The sequence below is a fragment of the Bellilinea sp. genome (genome assembly GCF_034432615.1).
Classification (GTDB): domain Bacteria; phylum Chloroflexota; class Anaerolineae; order Anaerolineales; family Anaerolineaceae; genus Bellilinea.
Map to the genome: position 1 here is coordinate 1 of NZ_DAOUBL010000307.1, position 3,055 is coordinate 3,055.

Below are 3,055 nucleotides of genomic sequence, written 5' to 3' on the forward strand. Positions count from 1 at the left end.
AACAGGCCCGTCCCTACCAGCACCAGATAAATCCAGGGTTCGTAAGTTTTTAAAAAGCGGAGAACTTCCTCCATAATCCGCCTTTAACCACCCGCAGGATTCAAAGTTTCATCCGTCTGGTCACGCTGCCAGCCGCCGCAGAACACCCCGAATCAGCACCGTTAATTTGGGTACCAGTATTTTACCGGCTTCCAAAACCTCTTCATGGGTAGTCACTGTGCTGCCATCCAAATTGGCTTTGTTGGAAATGCCTGAAATGCCGAGGACGCGCATTTTCCCATGACGGGCAACAATCACTTCCGGCACGGTGGACATCCCCACGGCATCCGCGCCAATGGTGCGCAGAAAGCGCAGTTCCGCCGGCGATTCGAATGAAGGACCCGCCAGCCATACATAGACCCCCTCCCGCAGGAGAATACCCGCCTCATCAGCAGCCTGCCGGCAAAGTTCCATCAAATTGTGGTCATAGGGCTGGCTCATATCCGGAAAGCGCTCGCCAAATTCATCTAGATTGGGCCCCCGCAGTGGATTCATTCCGGCCATCCCAACCAGATTAATGTGATCCACAATTAACATGACATCCCCCGGCAAATAATCCGGATGAATAGCCCCGGCGGCATTGGTTACAATCAGCGATTCTACTCCCAGGCGCTGCATCACCCGAATCGGAAAGCCAATCCGGCCGATTGGATAACCTTCATAAAAGTGAGCCCGCCCCTGCATCACCATGACCGGCTGGTCTTCCAGCCGTCCTACAATCAGACGTCCAGCGTGACCATGAATGGTCGAAACAGGCCAATGAGGGATTTCCGCATAGGGAATCACCACCGCATCCTCAATCTGTTCAGCCAGTTCTCCCAACCCCGATCCAAGAATGATGCCGGTTTTCGGTTGAACGCGGAATCGTTTCCTGAGGAATCCGGTTGCTTCATCAATTTCCGTCAGCGTAATCCATTCAGACAAATGAGCACCTCCATAGAAGCTTTAATGGTTCCCTTCTGTATTATAACCGTAGTTTGCCCGACCCGCTTTCTCAATTTTCGCCGCCGGTTTTTCAATGATGGGCGCAGTCTCTAATCACCCTTCTTCCTGTACGATGATTCTTTTGTACCATATTGGTTCTTCTTTATTAAACTGTAAACAAATTGTATGGCAATAACTCTCAAGATGTTCCTATAATAGGCGAAAATACATGATGAAACGATGAGATCTCTGCTTTCAATTCCCACCAAGCAACAACAAGCGCTGGTATTTCCCGCCGTCCTGATTGCATTTATTCTGAATATCTTTTTACTGGTTTATTCTCTGATTGCCGGATTAAATTTATTCGAAAACCAAATCAGCCTGGCAACCGCTTTACTGAAATCAGCCTATCTGCTCATCTTTTATATTCACCTCATCCCGTTGCTTGAACGGTATCCCCAACGGGATTGGGTTATTCTGGCAGTCAACACGATTGTAGCCGTTTTCATCGAGTTTATCGGTCACCTTTTACCCGCGGGGTATTCCTTTACCTGCATCCTACTGATGACCGCCATTTCTTCACTCATTTTTGGTCGCCTGTACGCCTACATTTTTCTTGCATGTGCCTCTACAGCTCACATCGTTACACTGGGTTTGAACGACCAAAACATAATCAATTCGGTTTTCCTTGATCTTTTCTTCCTGCCCCTTTTAGGCATTGCGACCACTGAAACCCTGCTTAAGTTGCAAAGTTCACTGCAATTTGAAATCAATCGCCAGCAAATCATAAACAAGGTTTCTCGCAGCCTGTCCTCCTCGCTGGAAATTCATCAGGTCATCACGATGGTGACAACCGCCGTCCAGAGCGCACTGGATGCGGACACCTACTACTTCGGTTTAATCGAAGAGGATACCGTCCATTTAGAATTGTTCTACGACGATGGGGAATTCTTTCCATCCATGAATGTCCCAATTGAGGGCACCCTGGCCGGGCGGGTCATTCGAACCCGTCAACCTCTGCTCATTTGTGACCTGCCTGAAGAACGCAAAAAGCTGAACATTGACTTTAAACTGGTGGGAAACAACAAAGTCAGCCTTTCGTGGTTGGGAGTACCGCTCATCTCGGGCAAGGAAGTTTTGGGAATCATCGCGGTTGCTTCCTATCAAAAGTCAGCATTTGACCAACGCGATCAGGAATTACTTGAAAACATTGCCCAACGGGCGGCAATGGCACTGGATAATGCTTACCATCACCTCGAAGTAGAAACTCGCTCTCAAATGGACAGTCTCACCGGGGTGCTCAACCACAACACTTTTCTCACCCGCCTGGAACAGGCTGTGCAAACTGCACAGGCATGTGGTCAGTCCCTTTCTCTAATCATGCTGGATATTGACCACTTCAAAAAATACAACGACACCCATGGTCACCTCACCGGTGATAAGGTTCTGATCGAATTGACCCAGACAATTCGCCACAATATCAAGAAGAATGACCTTGTTGGACGGTGGGGCGGCGAGGAATTTATTATTGCTCTGCCGGACACTCAACCCGAACAGGCTTATCTGGTAGCGGAACGCATCCGTTCCGCCTGTCAAAAGATTGTCATTTTAGACCGGGATAAGAAAGTTATCCCAGCCCCCACCATCAGCCAGGGAATTGCCGGTATACCTCAAGACACCAATGTGCTGGAAAAGCTAATTGACATCGCCGACCAGCGTCTTTACATTGCCAAGGAGCGCGGACGCAACCAGATTCAAATGCAAACACCGGTGAACAATTCTTTGCCGTCCAAAAATTAATTCAAGACCGCCGCAAACGCCGAAATGGTTTGTTGGACATCCTCATCACTGATCCAGTAGTGCAAAACCAGCCGAAAGGTTTTTGAAGCGGTAACCCCAACCCGAATACCCCGTTGCGCTAATTCCGCAGCCACCTCTTGAGCGGTTTTGGGATATTCATCTCGGATAGTAACAAACACCATATTGGTCTGTGGCATTCCAAAGGTTGGCTGCAAAGCAGGTATGTTGAACAATCCTTCAGCCAGCCGGCTTGCGCGGCGGTGATCTTCAATCAGTCGCCCGGTCATCTCTT

General features: G+C 49.0%; 2 protein-coding genes and 1 pseudogene. 1 reads left to right on the forward strand and 2 read right to left on the reverse strand.

The annotated features are described in order from the left end of the window. Nucleotides 1-120: 120 nt before the first annotated feature. A complete protein-coding gene (locus VAE48_RS13885; protein WP_322793925.1) occupies nucleotides 121-963 on the reverse strand; it encodes a purine-nucleoside phosphorylase in 843 nt (280 codons plus the stop codon). A 240-nt stretch (nucleotides 964-1,203) separates the two neighbouring features. Between VAE48_RS13885 and VAE48_RS13890 the strand changes: the two genes are divergently transcribed. Continuing rightward, nucleotides 1,204-2,763, forward strand: coding sequence for a sensor domain-containing diguanylate cyclase (locus VAE48_RS13890; protein ID WP_322793926.1), 1,560 nt, complete (start codon nucleotides 1,204-1,206; stop codon nucleotides 2,761-2,763). On the opposite strand, the pseudogene VAE48_RS13895 reads toward VAE48_RS13890, so the two are convergent. Next, nucleotides 2,760-3,055, reverse strand: a pseudogene (locus tag VAE48_RS13895) (threonine aldolase); the annotation flags it as partial. The gene VAE48_RS13890 and the pseudogene VAE48_RS13895 sit on opposite strands and share 4 nt — an antisense overlap.

Bases quoted from the DNA above. Each gene is read 5' to 3' on its own strand.
- VAE48_RS13890 (WP_322793926.1), top strand. From the start codon at position 1,204: ATGAGATCTCTGCTTTCAATTCCCACCAAGCAACAACAAGCGCTGGTA.